The organism is Bacillus cereus group sp. RP32, assembly GCF_040459735.1.
In the GTDB taxonomy this organism is placed as follows: Bacteria; Bacillota; Bacilli; order Bacillales; family Bacillaceae_G; genus Bacillus_A; species Bacillus_A wiedmannii.
On record NZ_JARVHO010000001.1, the window covers coordinates 810,953 to 827,860 of the forward strand.

Genomic DNA, 16,908 nt, shown 5'->3' on the forward strand with positions numbered 1-16,908 from the left:
AGGGATATAGAATGGACCATCCAATTCAAGGTTTAATGACAACCGCAATGCAGCATTTAAAACAAATGACTGATGTAAATACAATTGTTGGTGACCCGATTAAAGCGGCAGATGGAAGTGTAATTCTTACCGTTTCGAAAGTTAGTTTCGGCTTTGCTGCTGGTGGAAGTGAATTTGGTAAAGTAGAACATTCAGGCCGTCATCCATTTGGCGGGGGAAGTGGTGGAGGAGTTTCTATTAATCCTGTTGCTTTTCTTGTTATAAATGGAGAAGGTGTAAAAGTGTTGCATTTAGATAAGCAAACACACGTCATTGATAAAATAATTGAATTGGCGCCACAAGCTGTTGATAAAGTGAAGGAAATGATGGATAAACGAAAAGAAGACGATCCTGAATTTCAAATTTAACAAATAAGAAGCTAATCAATGGATTAGCTTCTTTATTTTTTTTGTAAATAAAGCGATTTTATTTGCATTATCGATAGGGACAAACTATCATTTACATTGTACATATTTTGTTTAAATAAGGGAGGATTTTCAAGTGGCAAACGTAACTTTTAAAGGTAATCCAATGACTTTAGTTGGAACAGAAGTTAAAGTTGGCGATCAAGCGCCGAATTTCCAAGTATTAGCAAATGACTTATCTCCAGTAAGTTTAGAAACATACAAAGGCGAAGTAAAATTAATTAGTGTTGTACCTTCAATCGATACAGGTGTGTGTGATGCACAAACACGTCGTTTTAACCAAGATGCAGCAGGTATTGAAAACGCGAAAGTATTAACAATTAGCGCTGACTTACCATTCGCTCAAAAACGCTGGTGTGCAGCAAACGGTTTAGAAAATGTTGTTACACTTTCTGACCACCGCGATCTTTCATTCGGTGAAGCTTACGGCTTAGTAATGAAAGAGCTTCGTTTACTTGCTCGTGCAGTATTCGTAGTAGATAGCAACGACAAAGTAGTTTACGCAGAATACGTAAGCGAAGGTACAAGCCATCCAAACTATGAAGCAGCATTAGAAGCAGCTAAAGCGGCAAAATAATGAGAAAGAAATGACCTCTTTATAAGAGGTCGTTTTTTCTCATGTATTGCTACGTAATGGTACCAATATATGAGAAAAAACGCTATATCATATATAAATTAAAGGGGAGCTCTTTGCAGGAGGTCGCTTTTTCTTTTTGGAAAAAAACACTTTGTGGTATGATATAAGTTATGTGTAAAAGAGAGAAGGAGGAATGTACGTGAGTCAGACAGTAGAAACATTATTTTCTATTTTTGATTCTTCTGCGGTAGTTTTACGTAAAGAATTAGATGTAACATATTTAGAGGCGCTTGTAGAAACAGGTGATAACTTGTTTGAAGGAGCAATTTTACAAGAGGAATTATCCGAATCAGCAATTGAAAGGCTGAATCGTGAATATAGTACGTTTAATGAAGAAACATATAAAGGTGAAGAAATTCGTAAAGCATTTCAGTTAGCCATTTTAAAAGGAATGAAAGAAGGCGTACAAGCGAATCATGAAATGACGCCTGATGCAGTTGGAATGTTCATGAGCTACTTATTCCATAAATTTATGCAAGGGCAAAACGAAATTACTGTTTTAGATCCTGCAATTGGAACAGGTAACTTAATGACTACAGTATTTAATAGCGCCAAAGAAGGACTAGCAATGAGTGGATTTGGTGTAGAAGTGGATGAAGTGCTAATTAAACTTGCTTTAGTAAATGCGAATTTACAAAAGCATGCAATCGAATTCTTCCATCAAGATGGACTAGCGCCACTTTATATCGATCCGGTTGATGCAGTCGTTTCAGACTTACCGATTGGTTACTATCCAAATGAAATCGGTGCAAGTGAATATAAGTTAAAAGCAGATGAAGGAATGTCGTATGCCCATCACCTATTTATTGAACAAAGTGTGAAACATACGAAAGAAGGCGGGTACTTATTCTTCCTAGTACCAAACTTCATTTTTGAAAGTGATCAAGCTCCAAAATTACATGCATTTATTAAAGAAACATGTTTTATTCAAGGGCTATTACAGCTACCTGTTTCCATGTTTAAAAACGAGAAAAATGCAAAAAGTATATTTGTTCTCCAAAAGAAAGGTCCTAGTGTAACAATGCCAAAACAGGCGTTATTAGTGGAGTTACCTAAATTCTCCAACATGAAGGCGATGGAGAACATTATGGATCAATTAAATACTTGGTTTGCAACCCACAAATAAGGCAAGGTATATGTAACAGGGTTAGTAATTCATGTAGTACAGTTTTATATGATATATCATATTTTTAAATATATACTAGATTAAACTGAATTTTTTTGAAATCTGTAATATATATTTTTTCTTGGTGTTACAATTTTTTCACTTGAAATATATGTCGGACGATGTTTAAATTAAAATCGTGAGTATAAAATTCACTAATGATGAAACGTTTTCATATTTAGTGAATTTGATCAGATAAAATCGAGCGGTTTGTGGACATATCCACACAACTACCAAGAGAAAAAGGGGCGAAAGACTAGATGTCAAAAATCATCGCGATTAACGCAGGAAGCTCTTCCTTAAAATTCCAATTATTTGAAATGCCAAGTGAAACAGTATTAACAAAAGGTTTAGTAGAACGTATCGGTTTAGAAGATAGTATCTTCACTATTACTGTAGATGGCGAAAAACAAAAAGAAATTACAAATATTCCAGATCATGCAGTAGCAGTAAATATGCTTCTTAAAAAATTAACTGAAAACGGAATCGTTAAGTCTCTAGATGAGATTGGCGGTATCGGTCACCGTGTTGTTCACGGCGGCGAAAAATTTGCTGACTCTGTTTTAATTACTGATGAAGTATTAGCTGATATCGAAGAGTTAAGCGATTTAGCACCACTTCATAACCCAGCAAACCTTGTTGGTATTAAAGCATTCCAAGAAGTATTACCAAACGTACCAGCAGTAGCAGTATTCGATACAGCATTCCACCAAACAATGCCGGAATCTGCATTCTTATACAGCCTACCATATGAGTACTATGAAAAGTTCGGTATCCGTAAATACGGTTTCCACGGAACTTCTCATAAATACGTAACTGAGCGTGCGGCTGAATTATTAGGTCGTCCACTTGAAAGCTTAAGCTTACTTTCTTGTCACTTAGGTAATGGTGCAAGTATCGCAGCAGTAGAAGGCGGTAAATCTATCGATACTTCTATGGGCTTCACTCCACTTGCTGGTGTAACAATGGGTACACGTTCTGGTAACATTGACCCTGCGTTAATTCCATACATCATGGAAAAAACAGGCCAAACAGTAGAAGAAGTAGTTAGCGTATTAAATAAGAAGAGTGGTATGTTAGGTCTTACTGGTTACTCTAGTGACCTACGTGACATCATTGCGAAAGAAGAAGAAGGCGACCACCGTGCGAAAGTAGCACTTGATGTATTCGTAAGCCGTATCCACAAATACATCGGTTCTTACACAGCTCGTATGAAAGGCGTTGACGCTATCATCTTTACAGCTGGTGTAGGTGAAAACAGTGCGATTATTCGTGAGCGTGTATTAGAAGGCCTTGAGTACATGGGCGTATACTTCGACGTAAAACGTAATAACGTATTTGGTGAAGAAGCATTCATCAGCTTCCCACACTCTCCAGTAAAAATTATCGTAATTCCAACTGACGAAGAAGTTATGATCGCTCGTGACGTACTACGTCTTGGAGATATTGGTTAATATACTATATGAAAAAAAGACGAGATCCTATAGGGTTTCGTCTTTTTTCTGTTGGATATATTTCAAGATTCCATCTGGATATAGTGCTTTCTCTTTTTGAATGAATGCAGTGAGGGAAATCCATTTTGCATATGACAGTGTTTGTTCATCTTGTATATTCAGTATTTCCATTTCATATAGTGACATGTCTAATAAGCGTAAAGAATATAGCTGAATGATTTCATGACCAATTTCTCCATCTAGATGAAAGATATTTTCTAAGCAGCCTAAATAATTGGTGATTTCTACTTCTGTGTGAAGCTCTTCTTGAAATTCGCGAATAACGGTATGTGCTGATTTTTCACCAAGTTCAATTGAACCGCCAAGAGGTCGGTAATATGTTTCATCGCCTGTATGATATTCTTGTACGAGAAGGTGATCGTGATGTATAGCAATGCCAAAAGCTTTTGCACGTGGATACATATATAATCACTCCTTATTTCTTTTGTATAAGGATGATTATAATGTGTTTTGTAATAAAAAGTATCGTGTATTTAAGCCTGCGGTCTAATCGTGATCCCATCAAATAGGTCACTCCAAAATGCTTCATTGTACTGATATACATCCATAATAGGGCATTTTATAACGCAAATATTTTGTAATCCCCAATCTTCTTGGGCAACATTTGGTACATCTGCAGGAAGTAGTAATAGGACAGAGAATTTATGTTTAACTATTTGAGATAAAATGTGTTCCAAAGAATGCGCTTCTTCGTATGTTCCTCCAGTTCGAATAAACAATATGGATTCTGCCGTTTCAATTGTAGTTAGAAAACGATGAATTCGATGCTCATAGTTTAACTTAACTTCTGTATAAGAAGGCCAAGAAGTTGGTGTGTTTACATCTGTTTTAAAGTCGTGGCAGGAGTCGATTTCATATAGGTTGTCACGGAGTCTTAATTTCGCATCATCATCCCAAAATGAGATGAAAGATAAGTTTTCGAACTGTAGAAAACGGTCAAATCGATTTTGTAATAATACATTCACTTTTTCTAATGAAGGGCTTAGCATAAAATCGATAACACCAAAAAAGGGTGATATTTCGAATTGGTATAACGCCCAAGCAGGCCAGCAGTTTTGTCCTAAGCTGAATACTGCATTATATTCTTTTTTTATATTGGATAGATTCATGTGATTTATCTCATCCTTTTTGCTAATATTTTATGTCACTAAAAAATGGAATGTGAATAAAGATAGACAAGCATATTTGTAAAGAATAAGCAGAAATATGTTACAATAGAAAAAAATCGAACGAGGTGGTTGTTACGATGCGATCGAAGCGAGAACAAGCCATTTTAGACAATATAAAAGAATGGGAATCGCAATTAGTTGAGCAAGAAGCGACTGATTTTCAAAAAATGTTTGATAAATGGGTACATACGACAATTGCGAAATTACCTGAGAAAAAACGAAAAGATTTCTTTACGAAAGCAGATGGATGGCTCTTTCATTTGCATGCATTGATTCAAAGTTCACAATCACAGTTAGACGCGCGTAATCGTATTTTAGGAACGTCGAGATTATTTGATGAATCAATTGAGCAACTAGAAGATTTGAAAGCATTATCTATTGATCAGTTAACATACATAGCAGAGCAGCAAACAGCGCGACATCGCCTATATTCATTCGTACAAGGCGGAGCAACGGGTGCTGGAGGTTTATTATTATTAACGGCTGATTTTCCGGTTATGATTGCATTAAATGTAAAGGCTGTCCAACTTATTGCAACATCATTTGGACATGATGTGAACAAGCCTTATGAAATGATGCTTGCGTTAAAGGTGTTTCATGCGTCATTACTACCAGGAAGGCTTCAGCAATACGCATGGTACAATTTACTGCAAGAGCTAGAGCAAGAAGATTCGTTCTTCTATGAAGGAGACGAAGCGGTATTACAACCAGCTTCTACTGAGGTTGTGTTAAAACAAATTTTGAAAACATTTTCGATTTATGCTCTTCGTCGTAAATTATTCCAAGGTATTCCGGTAATTGGAATGGCAATCGGGTCTACAGTGAACTATCGTTTAACAAGAAATGTTACTGAATTTGCAAATAGATTTTATCAAGTGCGCCACATAGTCGAGAAGGAAAAAAGAGCGTAAAAAAAGCGAGAGGCCGAAGCCTTTCGCTTTTTTTAATTTGTTGCATGCTTTTTGGACATTGGAATAGATACTGGTTGCTTTTCTGCTTTTTTCTCTGCTTTTGGATAATAAATTAAATCCAATGTTTTTGCCTGTACAGCAATTGAAAGAATAGTAAAAGCAATTTCTGTCCAATTTAAATAATATAATGAAAGCGCAAGAACAATCGCGTCAAAGACGAAGAAAATTTGCCCAATTGTAAAACGAGTTCGTTTACTTAATACAATTGTTAAAATGTCGTCTCCGCCGGTTGCACCGCCAAATCGCAATATAAAACCGAGTCCAATACCAGCTAACGCACCGCCAACTACTGCAGCTATAAATAAATTATTTGATAAATCGACCGTAAATGGAGAATAATTTTCCATAAGAGAATAAAATACTCCGAATGAAATCGAACCTAGGAATGAATAACCAACCATTTTTTTACCTAAAAATGAAGCACATAATAAAATAATTGGGATATCCATAATTACAGTTGAAATAGATGGTGAAATATCATAAAAATTTTGGATAAATAGTGCAATTCCTACAAATCCACCTTCTGTTAAGTGGTTTTGGAAGTGAATGTGATATAGCGCTGCTGCTAAAATAAATGAACCGATTAAAACCATAAAAATTTCTTTAATAATTTGTCGACTTTGGATGTTCCTCATCGTTATTCCTTCTTTCCGTAGTTAGTAGTCCTTTTTGTGTTGTAAACTAACTACGAGCTCACACGTAGCTTCAGTTAGTTTACGAAAAAACTAACTACGCTATATGTCGCTGAAGAAATAACGAATAATCCTCTCGTCCATCAATTCTCCCTACCTTCGTTTTAGTTTAAGTCTTAAAACGACTAAACAAAACGTGGAGTAGGATTCTTCATTTAGCAATCCTGCTCTTCTTTGTTTTGTTTAGCTAGTAACAATTAAGTCCTAAACAAAACGCTACGTGTAAGAAGAGTCTTTTTTTTGCCAAATTATCCTTCGGGCAATCATAATTTCCCCACTCTCGTATTTTTTTCGCTAGACTAAAGTATCTGAGCTGAAAAATACGCTACGTGTATGATTCGTCAATACGATGCCACATGCTCCTTCGAGCGATCATGATATCAAAATCCCTTCCTTCAAGATTTATATTATTATATCATACTTTCAAAAAATGTATGCGGATGGAAACCGACAATAAGCGGAGGAAATCTACAAAAATTGTTATGTTTAAATATTTTTGTAGAAAAGCCTAAGTTATTTTGCAGAATTGGACGGTGTTTTAAAGTTTGTCCAATAAGTAAGAAAGAGATGGCGTTTATTCAGTTGTATCTTTCTGGTCACCTTTATCTTTAAAAAACGCATCCCAGCTAATCACACTTAAAAAAGTTAAAGCGATAATAATGAAAGCTCGCATAAAATTGAGACCTCCTTTTGTACATAGTATATGAATAATTTGCTTCAGAATGTGTCATTTTTTTACAAGTCTTAATTGTTATGAGCTTATATCAATATAGATAGATGAAAGGGAGAGAGAAGATATGCTAAAAGACATGTTCAAAAGAAAAGAATTAGTATGCGTTTCATGTCAGAAAAAGATTCAATATGAAGAAGAGCTCGTTGCTTTTGTAAAGTTGCCAAAGGAAAGAAGTATATTAGTTGGACCGTTCGATTTGTGTTTAGCGAAAACAGCACAAGAAATATATTGTAAATCGTGTTACGACAAAAAAGCATGACCCAAAGTAATTGAGGGGCATGCTTTTTTCATTGGTGTGCTTTTCCCTCAGATACATTTTGAGTGAGTCGATACCAAAGCCAAAGGTCATTAATGATGGAAGCGAGATCGGCAATTTCTGAATTAAGTTTGCAAGAAATTTCGAAGTTTTCTTCGTTATTTAAATGATGCTGTTTTGCATTAATAGAGTGCTCGAGTTCTTTTATACGATCAGGAATCTTTCCTCGAACTTGTTCCCATTTTAATAAAATAGCATGCTGTATTTTTTCGGGGATATCTTCCCAATCTTCTTGTAAATACGGAATTTCAATTCCTAGATGATCATCGTATAAGAAATACTTTTCCATAAGTTCACCCCCGTTTTCCTGCTTATATTGTACATGAAAACAGAAAGAAGCTCGACGAAATTGTTTGAAAAAATTTGAAAATGACTCTTGATACATTTTGTGAAAGGTGTTAAAGTGTGTATTATTATAAAAGAAAATGAATATTTATTCTTTAGGGGGATGCAAAATGGAGAAGAAAAAAGTGGTATTAGCATATTCTGGAGGTCTTGATACTTCCGTTGCAATTAAATGGTTACAAGAGAAGAATTATGATATTATCGCGCTTTGTTTAGACTTAGGGGAAGGTAAAGACTTAGCATTCGTAAAAGAAAAGGCACTTTCAGTAGGTGCAATTAAATCATATATGATTGATGTTCAAGAGGAATTTGCAAATGAATATGCATTGATGGCGATGCAAGCGCACACGTTATACGAAGGGAAATACCCTCTCGTTTCTGCATTATCTCGTCCACTTATCGCTAAGAAATTAGTAGAAATTGCAGAACAAGAAGGGGCGACTGCAGTTGCACACGGATGTACAGGGAAAGGGAATGATCAAGTTCGTTTTGAAGTTTCTATTCAAGCGTTAAATCCTTACTTAGAAGTGATTGCGCCTGTACGTGAATGGAAATGGTCACGTGAAGAAGAAATTGCATATGCAAAAGAAAACGATGTACCCATTCCGATTAATTTAGACAGCCCGTTTTCAATCGATCAAAACTTATGGGGACGCAGTAACGAATGTGGTATTTTAGAAGATCCATGGGCAGCGCCGCCAGAAGATGCGTATGAGATGACATTGGCATTAGAAGATACACCGAATAAACCAGAGTTTGTAGAAATCGGCTTTGAAGCAGGTGTACCGACTACTTTAAATGGCACTGCATATTCACTTTCAGAATTAATTAAAACGTTAAATGCGCTTGCTGGAAAACATGGCGTTGGACGTATCGATCACGTAGAAAACCGCCTCGTTGGTATTAAATCGCGTGAAGTATACGAATGTCCAGCAGCGATGACATTAATCACGGCGCATAAGGAACTTGAAGATTTAACACTCGTAAAAGAAGTGGCGCATTTTAAACCGATGATTGAGCAGAAAATAACAGAACTTATTTATAACGGTTTATGGTTCTCTCCTTTAAAACAAGCGCTTCATGCTTTCTTACAAGAAACGCAAAAAAATGTAACAGGTACAGTGCGTGTGAAATTATTTAAAGGCCATGCGATTGTAGAAGGACGTAAATCTGAGTACTCTTTATATGACGAAAAATTAGCAACATATACTGCTCAGGACGAATTTAATCATGATGCAGCAGTTGGATTCATTTCATTATTCGGTTTACCGACGAAAGTATACAGCCAAGTGAATCAAAAGAAGGTGGAAGCGTGAGCAAACTTTGGGGCGGACGTTTTACAGAAGAAGCGGAAGCGTGGGTTGAAGAGTTTGGAGCATCCATCTCCTTCGATCAACAATTAGTAAATCAAGATATAAAGGGAAGTATTGCACACGTAACGATGCTAGCAAAGCAAGGTATCGTTACGAAAGAAGAAGCAGAGAATATAAAGGTAGGGCTTCAGTATTTATTAAAAGAAGCAAAAGAGAATAAGCTTCAATTCTCAGTAGAAGCAGAAGATATTCATTTAAACATTGAAAAAATGTTAATTGAACAAATCGGTGAAGTAGGAGGGAAACTTCATACAGGACGAAGCCGTAATGATCAAGTAGCGACTGATATGCATTTATATTTGAAAGAAAAAGTAGAACATATTATAAAAGCTACAAAACAATTGCAAACTGTTCTTGTTCATCAAGCAGAAAATAATATTGAAACCATTATGCCTGGTTATACGCATTTGCAGCGTGCGCAGCCAATTTCATTTGCTCATCATATTCTCGCTTACTTTTGGATGTTAGAGCGTGATGTGAATCGTTATGAAGATTCGTTAAAGCGTATTAACATTTCACCATTAGGAGCAGGAGCGTTAGCAGGGACAACATTCCCGATTGATCGAGAATATAGTGCGGAGCTTCTTGGATTTAATGGAATCTATGAAAATAGTTTAGACGCAGTAAGCGATCGTGATTTCATACTGGAGTTCCTAAGTAACTCATCTATGCTCATGATGCACTTATCACGCTTCTGCGAAGAACTTATTTTATGGAGTAGCCAAGAGTTTCAATTTATTGAAATGAGCGATCAATACGCAACGGGAAGCAGCATTATGCCACAAAAGAAAAATCCGGATATGGCGGAACTTATTCGTGGTAAAACAGGCAGAGTATATGGTAATTTATTTAGTTTACTTACAGTCATGAAAGGATTACCGCTCGCTTACAATAAAGACTTGCAAGAAGATAAAGAAGGAATGTTTGATACAGTAAAAACAGTAGAAGGCTGCCTTCATATTATGGCAGGCATGCTAGAGACGATGACTGTAAACAAAGAAAAAATGGGGCAAGCTGTGACGCAAGATTTCTCTAACGCAACAGAAATTGCTGACTACTTGGCAAGCAAAGGACTACCATTCCGTCAAGCTCATGAAATTGTTGGGAAGCTAGTGCTACACTGCACACAAAAAGGAATTTATTTAGTAGATGTACCACTTGCAACATATAAAGAAATGAGCTCATTATTTGAAGAAGATTTGTATGAAGTTCTTTCACCATATGCAGCTGTAAAGCGTCGTAACAGTGCTGGCGGGACAGGATTTGAGCAGATTGAAAAAGCTTTGGAGAAGGCGAAGGGATTAGTTGGAGAGTTTGTTGGAAGTTGATTGATTTATAGGGCAGAAGGTACGCGAATCTTAGTAGAGAGAAGCGTACCTTTTTTGTGGTTTTTATTGCTTAAAGTTAATCATACTTATGTCGATCTTCCGTAATTCGAATATACTCAATATCCATCAAATCTCTAAGTAATGCACCATTACTTAGTTCCACACCATGTTTTTCTTTAAAATGTGTACGGATTGTATCTAACATTTCGAGCTCTTTCCCGTTCACATCTAAAATAATACGTTCAGAATCATTCATATAGCATCCTCCTTTTTTAACATATATATTTTGTCCGTCTATTTCTAAAAAATGTATGTTAACCTAAAGTTAGGAAATAAGAAAGGAATGGAAAATGAGACGTATTTATTTTATAGGGATAATTTTGTACACGCTAATTGTGTTACATGTTGCATTCCCAAATATCTTTTCATTTGAGGATGTAGAAACAGTACACGTTGGGATATTTATCTTTATTCTATTTGTAGTAGATTGCTGTATTTCGATATGGCTTTCGAAAAGAAAACATGTACAAAATAAAAAAGAAATGGAACGGAAAAAGAGAAAACGTTCATTTTGGATGATGACGTACTGTTTGTCTTTAGTACTCACTGCTGTTTTTTTTAGTGAGCATATTCCGTTAGAAAGATTAAATATTGGATTTGGAGCGTTCGTATTTGCATACTATTTTTTCGTGCACTTTCTTCCTTTAAAAGATGACCATCCAATTACTCAAAGAATTAAGTAGAATACAGTTTAAACTTGATTAGAAAATCAATTAAAAAATGAGGATTTTAAAATCCATGTAAGAGTGGAGAAAAACAGAGAAGATTTATTTTTATGAGTAAAATTAAACATCTTTATTCTTCTTACACAGTCGTGAAAAAAGGAGTGGATTACCCACTCCTTTTTTATCATTGTTGAGCAACATGTATTTATTGTTCATTCAAGCCTAAAGCTTCATTTCCCTTATCCACCAGTAAAACATGTGGACTTGGTGTTTTATTTATGAATTAAAGATCACCTTGCTCCTCATCACCACGAACAACAAGGACATCGCATTTCGCATAGCGAATAATATGTTCAGAGACGCTACCAATTAGGAAACGCTCAACAGCATTTAAACCAGTTGCACCACACATAATTAAATCTACTTTATGGTTTGGAGCGATTTCTTTTGAAATTTTAGATTTAGGATTACCAAATTCTAATACAGTTTCAATTTTTTCAAGGCCAGCTTCAAGCGCAGTTTTTTTGTAGTCTTCTAATAAGTCTTCTGCAAATAGATTTGCACGTTCAGCAATTGCGCGGCTATAAGCTTCTACTGCTGAGTATGCTTTTACATCAACGATATGAGCAATTGTTAATGTTGCATTGTTGCGTTTTGCGACTTGAATTGCTTTTTTAAAAGCTCTTTCTGCTTCTTTAGAACCATCCACCGCGATTAAAATATTTGTATATGTATTATTCATAGTAAATTCCTCCCAATCATTTTTATTACCGTTTACAACTTTATTATAAAGCAAATTTTGGTAATGTGCTTGCCAGAAACGTTACAGAATTTTGAAAACTTTGCTTTAATTCATTTTAGTTGTAATTGAGGCGAGAACTTGTTACATATGAAGTATAGCAATTTAAAAGGAGGCATGTTTGTGAGACACGCGCTCATTACAGCCGGTACGAAAGGTTTAGGAAAGCAAGTAACAGAAAAGTTATTGGCTAAAGGGTATTCAGTAACAGTAACATATCATAGCGATATAACTGCTATGGAAACGATGAAAGAAACATATAAAAATATGGAAGAGCGTCTACAATTCGTGCAAGCGGATGTCACGAAAAAGGAAGATTTACATAAAATAGTAGAAGAAGCGATAAGCCGTTTTGGTAAAATTGACTTTTTAATTAATAATGCTGGTCCATATGTATTTGAACGAAAAAAGTTAGTCGATTATGAAGAAGACGAATGGGATGAAATGATTCAGGGTAATTTAACAGCGGTATTTCATTTATTAAAACTTGTCGTTCCGGTTATGAGGAAACAGAACTTTGGCCGTATTATTAATTACGGATTCCAAGGGGCAGATAGCGCACCGGGATGGATTTATCGTTCAGCTTTTGCAGCAGCGAAAGTAGGGCTTGTTTCATTAACGAAAACAATTGCTTACGAAGAAGCAGAATATGGTATTACTGCAAATATGGTATGTCCTGGTGATATTATTGGTGAAATGAAAGAAGCGACAATTCAAGAAGCACGTCAATTGAAAGAACATAAAACACCAATTGGTAGATCTGGAACAGGTGAAGATATCGCAAGAACGATTTCGTTTTTATGTGAAGACGATTCCGATATGATTACCGGTACAATTATTGAAGTAACTGGTGCAGTAGATGTTATTCATAGACATCGATAGAGCGAAATAAGGTGAAGTTTTGAATAATTGGACAGTTTATCCTTTACGCTGAGAGGTGCGGATAATACTGTCCTTTAATGTAAGATTAAATCTATCGGAAAACTTGTATTATTTTTTGTCAAATATTGAGATATTATGTTAAAATATAAGAGCGTAGAAAGCGCTTTAAAAAATGATTCAGGGGTCATTTCATAACTCAAGGGGGAACTAATAATGCGTATCGGTATTCCAACAGAAATTAAAAATAATGAAAACCGTGTGGCAATGACGCCAGCGGGAGCGGTACATTTAGTACAAAATGGTCATGAAGTTTTTGTTCAAAAAGGATCAGGTATAGGATCAGGCTTTACAGATGAAGAATACGTACAAGCTGGTGCGAAACTTGTTGAAACTGCTGAAGAAGCATGGAATCAAGATATGGTTATGAAGGTAAAAGAGCCAGTTGCAAGTGAATACGGCTATTTCCGCGAAGGTTTAATTTTATTCACATACTTACACTTAGCTCCAGAACCAGAATTAACGAAAGCATTAATTGATAACAAAGTTGTATCAATTGCATACGAAACAGTGCAATTAGACAATCGTTCTTTACCATTACTTGCACCTATGAGTGAAGTAGCTGGTCGTATGTCTGCACAAATCGGTGCACAATTCCTTGAGAAAAACAAAGGCGGTAAAGGTATTTTACTTGCAGGCGTTCCAGGGGTAAAACGCGGCAAAGTAACAATTATCGGCGGTGGTCAAGCTGGTACAAACGCAGCTAAGATTGCAGTAGGTTTAGGTGCAGATGTAACAATCATTGACTTAAGTGCAGAGCGTCTTCGTCAACTAGATGACATTTTCGGTAACCAAGTAAAAACGTTAATGTCTAATCCATACAACATTGCAGAAGCTGTAAAAGAATCTGACCTTGTTATTGGAGCGGTATTAATTCCAGGTGCAAAAGCGCCAAAACTTGTAACAGAAGAAATGATTCAATCAATGGAACCAGGTTCTGTCGTTGTAGATATCGCGATTGACCAAGGTGGTATTTTCGAAACAACTGACCGTATTACAACTCACGACAACCCAACTTACGAAAAACATGGCGTTGTTCATTATGCAGTTGCTAATATGCCAGGAGCAGTTCCACGTACATCAACTCTTGCATTAACAAACGTAACGGTACCATATGCAGTACAAATTGCGAACAAAGGCTACAAAGATGCTTGCTTAGGCAATACTGCATTATTAAAAGGTATTAACACATTAGACGGATATGTAACATACGAAGCAGTTGCAGAAGCTCACGGCTTACAATACGCTGATGCGAAAGAGCTTCTTGAAAAAGCTCCTGCTTTATCATAATAGAAATACATGTAAGCCCCTCCTTTTGTAAGGAGGGGCTTTTTATTTAGGCTAATTGTCTAGTTTCTTTAAAATTTTCAATCCGAACATCATTGTAAAGAAAAGAATGCCGAATAAGTAATACAAGGCATACTCAACTCGTATCATCGAATTTTTGTCAGTGATATATAAAATAAATAGTATTGCAGAACCGATTAAATGAGAGAGACCGAAAATTTGCGCCATAAGTTTTAAACTCATCTTCTTAATTCTTTCATCCATTTCAGGTAATGGATATTTTTCGGGATCGCTCTTTTTTTTCTTAAATACTATTCGTTTCACTACGAATAGTATTAAGGCTAAGAGTATGTAGACGCCAGCGAATAGAAGGATAGCACTAATCTTTTCCTCATCATTACTAGTGAAATAAAGAAAAGTTGAACCTAACAATAAAAAGGTAAGATGCGAAATGAACTTTTGATTAAAAGGGTTTTTCATTCTTTTTCCTCCCCAGTTTTATCTAATTGAAATAAATCTTCTACTTTACAGTTGAAAAACTCACATAATTTCAATGCTAATTCTAAACTCGGGTTGTATTTATTCTTCTCGATAGCGATGAGGGATTGTCTAGTGATTTGAACAGAGGAAGCTAATTGTTCTTGGGTGATGTCTCTAACGACGCGGAATTGTTTCACCTTATTTTTAATCAAATATACAAAGTCTCCTTTTTGTAAATTTGTTACATTTATTATATCCATTTTTAGGTAATAAGTAAATGAAACTTTACAAAAAGTAAACAAAACTTTACGTGAAATATAGCTTGTTATAATGTTATTTTTTGTGATAATTTGGAATTAAATGAAAAAAGAAGTCAAAAGAGGAGATTTAATGGGGAGTAAAAAGAGGAAGAAAAGGCAAGTTAAAAGACAAAAGTATATGAAGAAAAAACAGGAACAGAACATACCTCTATCACAAAAAATAGTCATTATGATAGAGAAAACATTTCGGTATATTTGTATGGCTCTGTATGTAATTTTGTGTCTTTATTCAGCTAGGGTGTTTTACAGTTTTGGGATAACCCCCAATATTATTGAGAATGTTTTTGGATATATCCTTTTCGCAATAGAGCTAGTCTTATTCTTTATATTATTTAATAAAGTGTGGCCTAGTCATGAAAGTAAGAACGATAAGCAAAGAAAAATGAGTAAAAAATCTTCATATGCTTCAAGCTCATCAAGTGGATTCGGTGACTACAGTAGCAACGATTGTAGTAGCTCAAGTGATGGTGGAGGAGATTGCGGAGGTGGTGGAGACTAAGCTGAACGACTAATGAAAGGGTGGGACGAAATATGGAAACTGTGAATTTATTAGAATTAACGAAGGGCATTCAAGATCAACATAAAAACTTCGTCGTTTCAAATGTAAATAGTCATTGCTTACGAATCGCTGTATTTACTGGTGAATACGATTGGCACTATCACTCTAATTCCGATGAATTATTCATTGTATTAGAAGGAGAATTACTTATCGATTTTGAAGATGGAGAAACAGCGGTGTTAAAGCCGAATGATTCGATTTTAATTCCAGCATGCACGATTCATAGAACGAGAGCATTAAAGAGAACAGTAAATCTTTGTTTTGAAAATATAGAAGCTGATACGATTAAAGTGGAGCAATTATGAAAAAATTATCTGTAGATGAGTATAGAAAAATCCTTCCGATTTTAGAAAGTCTTACAAGAACGACGACATTTGCTTATGCGGTATGTGATCAAATGATAGATGGTGAGATTTTTGCAAACGAGAAGTTAACAGCAGGATTAATTCGTACAGCTAACGGTATCTATTATGTATTTGGTGATACGGATGATCACAATTATAACGAATATTTATTTGCGTATTTAAAAATGGCTATTGAAAAAACAGAGAAGAGATTTACATTGTTCACTTCGAGTGACGAGTGGGAAATGAAGTTAGAAGAGCGTTTTAGTAATACACTTCGGAACATCCTGCGAATGAAATTTCAACGAGAAATTTTTGAAGAGAGAAAACGAGATGCAAACAAAAATACATATGAAGTGAAGCGTATTGATAAAAGTGATATAGAACGAAGCAATGAATTTACAGAGGAGTATTATAAAGAATATTGGGGATCAAAAGAGCTATTTTTGAACGGTGGTTTCGGATTTTGTATAGAACAAGATGGGATGATTGTAGCTGAATGTGTTTCGATATTTAACGGGAATGGATTTGCTGAAATTGATATTGTGACGCATAAAGCATATCAAGGGAAAGGATTAGCACAAGCTGTTGCAACACGGTTCATTGAACATTGCATGCAAAATGATATTACACCGTGCTGGGATTGTTATGTAGACAATATTCCTTCGCAAAAACTAGCTAGTAAATTAAGTTTTAATCATCCAATAGAATATAGATTGTTTGTACGCAAGAAAACGGGGGAATAAAA

At 35.5% G+C, this 16,908-nt stretch carries 21 protein-coding genes and 1 pseudogene; 14 read left to right on the forward strand and 8 right to left on the reverse strand.

The window, feature by feature from the left end; genetic code table 11:
* The first annotated feature begins 11 nt into the window (after positions 1-11).
* The 4 genes from ytfJ to ackA all read left to right on the forward strand — a co-directional run bounded on the left by ytfJ (position 12) and on the right by ackA (position 3,720).
* Entirely contained in the window at positions 12-407 is a 396-nt protein-coding gene (gene ytfJ, locus QCI46_RS04175) for a GerW family sporulation protein (RefSeq protein ID WP_000350005.1), read from the forward strand.
* Positions 408-540: 133 nt separating this feature from the next.
* Positions 541-1,041 (forward strand): thiol peroxidase, encoded by a 501-nt coding sequence (tpx, locus tag QCI46_RS04180; protein WP_076540703.1) that lies wholly within the window; start codon positions 541-543, stop codon positions 1,039-1,041.
* 199 nt (positions 1,042-1,240) lie between these two features.
* A complete protein-coding gene (locus QCI46_RS04185; RefSeq protein WP_000084362.1) occupies positions 1,241-2,227 on the forward strand; it encodes a class I SAM-dependent methyltransferase in 987 nt (328 codons plus the stop codon).
* Positions 2,228-2,526: 299 nt separating this feature from the next.
* Positions 2,527-3,720: an acetate kinase gene (gene ackA, locus QCI46_RS04190; RefSeq protein WP_000034571.1), complete on the forward strand. Its 1,194-nt coding sequence runs from the start codon at positions 2,527-2,529 to the stop codon at positions 3,718-3,720.
* A gap of 27 nt (positions 3,721-3,747) precedes the next feature.
* Here the strand turns inward: ackA and QCI46_RS04195 are convergent, their stop codons facing one another.
* Positions 3,748-4,182: an NUDIX hydrolase gene (locus QCI46_RS04195; protein ID WP_353839663.1), complete on the reverse strand. Its 435-nt coding sequence runs from the start codon at positions 4,180-4,182 to the stop codon at positions 3,748-3,750.
* Between the two features lie 71 nt (positions 4,183-4,253).
* Positions 4,254-4,889, reverse strand: a complete 636-nt coding sequence (locus QCI46_RS04200) for a DUF1796 family putative cysteine peptidase (RefSeq protein WP_353839664.1) — start codon at positions 4,887-4,889, stop codon at positions 4,254-4,256.
* 137 nt (positions 4,890-5,026) lie between these two features.
* Between QCI46_RS04200 and QCI46_RS04205 the strand changes: the two genes are divergently transcribed.
* Positions 5,027-5,860 (forward strand): EcsC family protein, encoded by an 834-nt coding sequence (locus QCI46_RS04205; RefSeq protein ID WP_001256871.1) that lies wholly within the window; start codon positions 5,027-5,029, stop codon positions 5,858-5,860.
* Positions 5,861-5,892: 32 nt separating this feature from the next.
* On the opposite strand, the gene QCI46_RS04210 is transcribed toward QCI46_RS04205, so the two are convergent.
* Positions 5,893-6,555 (reverse strand): YitT family protein, encoded by a 663-nt coding sequence (locus tag QCI46_RS04210; RefSeq protein WP_048544413.1) that lies wholly within the window; start codon positions 6,553-6,555, stop codon positions 5,893-5,895.
* An 854-nt stretch (positions 6,556-7,409) separates the two neighbouring features.
* On the opposite strand from QCI46_RS04210, the gene QCI46_RS04215 reads away from it, so the two are divergent.
* A complete protein-coding gene (locus QCI46_RS04215; protein WP_098200045.1) occupies positions 7,410-7,604 on the forward strand; it encodes a hypothetical protein in 195 nt (64 codons plus the stop codon).
* Between the two features lie 28 nt (positions 7,605-7,632).
* On the opposite strand, the gene QCI46_RS04220 is transcribed toward QCI46_RS04215, so the two are convergent.
* Entirely contained in the window at positions 7,633-7,950 is a 318-nt protein-coding gene (locus QCI46_RS04220; protein ID WP_088064564.1) for a radical SAM protein, read from the reverse strand.
* A gap of 166 nt (positions 7,951-8,116) precedes the next feature.
* On the opposite strand from QCI46_RS04220, the gene QCI46_RS04225 reads away from it, so the two are divergent.
* The gene (locus QCI46_RS04225) at positions 8,117-9,322 is read left to right on the forward strand and encodes an argininosuccinate synthase (protein ID WP_353839666.1); all 1,206 of its coding nucleotides are present in this window, start codon (positions 8,117-8,119) and stop codon (positions 9,320-9,322) included.
* On the forward strand, positions 9,319-10,707 hold the full coding sequence (gene argH, locus QCI46_RS04230) for an argininosuccinate lyase (RefSeq protein WP_353839667.1): 1,389 nt from the start codon (positions 9,319-9,321) through the stop codon (positions 10,705-10,707). The genes QCI46_RS04225 and argH overlap by 4 nt, the downstream gene beginning before the upstream one ends.
* 76 nt (positions 10,708-10,783) lie before the next feature.
* Here the strand turns inward: argH and QCI46_RS04235 are convergent, their stop codons facing one another.
* Positions 10,784-10,963, reverse strand: a complete 180-nt coding sequence (locus QCI46_RS04235) for a hypothetical protein (protein WP_046956214.1) — start codon at positions 10,961-10,963, stop codon at positions 10,784-10,786.
* Positions 10,964-11,057: 94 nt separating this feature from the next.
* On the opposite strand from QCI46_RS04235, the pseudogene QCI46_RS04240 reads away from it, so the two are divergent.
* Positions 11,058-11,411 (forward strand): annotated as a pseudogene (locus QCI46_RS04240) (hypothetical protein); the annotation flags it as partial.
* Between the two features lie 304 nt (positions 11,412-11,715).
* Here the strand turns inward: QCI46_RS04240 and QCI46_RS04245 are convergent.
* Positions 11,716-12,174 (reverse strand): universal stress protein, encoded by a 459-nt coding sequence (locus QCI46_RS04245; protein WP_001066680.1) that lies wholly within the window; start codon positions 12,172-12,174, stop codon positions 11,716-11,718.
* Between the two features lie 147 nt (positions 12,175-12,321).
* Here QCI46_RS04245 and QCI46_RS04250 point away from each other — a divergent pair, with 147 nt between their 5' ends.
* Together QCI46_RS04250 and ald are read left to right on the forward strand one after the other, a co-directional pair.
* Positions 12,322-13,113 carry an SDR family oxidoreductase gene (locus QCI46_RS04250; RefSeq protein ID WP_353841831.1) on the forward strand — a complete coding sequence of 264 codons (792 nt, stop codon included), beginning with the start codon at positions 12,322-12,324 and terminating at the stop codon, positions 13,111-13,113.
* Between the two features lie 213 nt (positions 13,114-13,326).
* Positions 13,327-14,460 carry an alanine dehydrogenase gene (gene ald / locus QCI46_RS04255; protein WP_353839668.1) on the forward strand — a complete coding sequence of 378 codons (1,134 nt, stop codon included), beginning with the start codon at positions 13,327-13,329 and terminating at the stop codon, positions 14,458-14,460.
* Positions 14,461-14,511: 51 nt separating this feature from the next.
* Here the strand turns inward: ald and QCI46_RS04260 are convergent, their stop codons facing one another.
* Both QCI46_RS04260 and QCI46_RS04265 read right to left on the reverse strand, forming a co-directional pair.
* Positions 14,512-14,937, reverse strand: coding sequence for a hypothetical protein (locus QCI46_RS04260; protein ID WP_353839669.1), 426 nt, complete (start codon positions 14,935-14,937; stop codon positions 14,512-14,514).
* Positions 14,934-15,197, reverse strand: coding sequence for a helix-turn-helix transcriptional regulator (locus tag QCI46_RS04265; protein WP_002003636.1), 264 nt, complete (start codon positions 15,195-15,197; stop codon positions 14,934-14,936). The genes QCI46_RS04260 and QCI46_RS04265 overlap by 4 nt, the downstream gene beginning before the upstream one ends.
* A gap of 130 nt (positions 15,198-15,327) precedes the next feature.
* Here QCI46_RS04265 and QCI46_RS04270 point away from each other — a divergent pair, with 130 nt between their 5' ends.
* Genes QCI46_RS04270 through QCI46_RS04280 form a run of 3 tightly spaced genes read left to right on the forward strand, consistent with a single transcriptional unit; the run spans position 15,328 to position 16,906 of the window.
* The gene (locus QCI46_RS04270; protein WP_353839670.1) at positions 15,328-15,756 is read left to right on the forward strand and encodes a hypothetical protein; all 429 of its coding nucleotides are present in this window, start codon (positions 15,328-15,330) and stop codon (positions 15,754-15,756) included.
* A gap of 32 nt (positions 15,757-15,788) precedes the next feature.
* Positions 15,789-16,121, forward strand: coding sequence for a cupin domain-containing protein (locus QCI46_RS04275; RefSeq protein ID WP_264462116.1), 333 nt, complete (start codon positions 15,789-15,791; stop codon positions 16,119-16,121).
* Positions 16,118-16,906, forward strand: a complete 789-nt coding sequence (locus tag QCI46_RS04280) for a GNAT family N-acetyltransferase (RefSeq protein ID WP_353839671.1) — start codon at positions 16,118-16,120, stop codon at positions 16,904-16,906. The genes QCI46_RS04275 and QCI46_RS04280 overlap by 4 nt, the downstream gene beginning before the upstream one ends.
* Positions 16,907-16,908: the final 2 nt, after the last annotated feature.